Below are 788 nucleotides of genomic sequence, written 5' to 3'. Positions count from 1 at the left end.
GCGGAGGAACACGCGCTCGGGGGCGGATTTTCCGGATACGACGTACGGCAGCACGGTCGGCGAATACGGCAGGTGCGCGTCGCGCGTCACCACCGTCAGCGTGCCGGTCGCATCATGCATGCGGATCGCGCTGATCGCCTCGAGCGCCGCGTGGCTGCTGCCGACGACGAGGTATTGGGTCTGTTCCATTGCGGGTTCCATGGTTGTGCCGCCCTCAGTCATTCTCGTTGAGCCACACGGGCTCCATCGGCGCCGGCCCGTCGAGCAGCCGCTCGGTGGCGTCGATGACGCGGTGGAAATGCGGAATCGTCAGATCGGCGCCCGCCAGCCCGCCGATGAAGCTCATCGCCGGCAGCACCGTGCCCGATTGCCCTGCGAGGCGGTACAGCACGCCGAGCACTTCCTGATACATCGGCCCGCAATTCCAGCGAAAGCCCACCGAGCGGTCGACAACGCCGAGCGCGCGCACTTTCGACAAGGCACGCATCAAGGCTTCGACCGGGAACGGGCTGAACGTCTTGATCTTGATGAGGCCGACTTTCTTGCCGGCTTCACGCGCCTCGTCGACCGCGTCCTTTGCCGCCCCGGTCATGCTGCCGAGCGTCATGATCGCGAACTCGGCGTCGTCGAGACGGTACTCCTCGACGAGCGGCGCATAACTGCGCCCGAAGCGTTCCGCCCACTCGGCATGCACAGCCTCGATCACGCCCAGCGCATTCTGCATGCCGCGGCACTGGCTCTTGCGGTAGCGCACGAACGTCGCCGGCCCCTTGCCGCCCGCACCTCCG

General features: G+C 66.9%; 2 pseudogenes. Both read right to left on the bottom strand.

What is annotated here, in order from left to right:
- Positions 1-189: pseudogene (locus tag GO606_RS00695) on the bottom strand (FAD/NAD(P)-binding oxidoreductase); the annotation flags it as partial.
- A 25-nt stretch (positions 190-214) separates the two neighbouring features.
- A pseudogene (locus GO606_RS00690) lies at positions 215-788 on the bottom strand (phenylglyoxylate dehydrogenase); the annotation flags it as partial.

The organism is Aromatoleum anaerobium, assembly GCF_012910705.2.
Classification (GTDB): Bacteria; Pseudomonadota; Gammaproteobacteria; order Burkholderiales; family Rhodocyclaceae; genus Aromatoleum; species Aromatoleum anaerobium.
The sequence above is the reverse complement of the archived record's forward strand: the minus strand, read 5'-3'. Positions and strand labels throughout refer to the sequence as shown.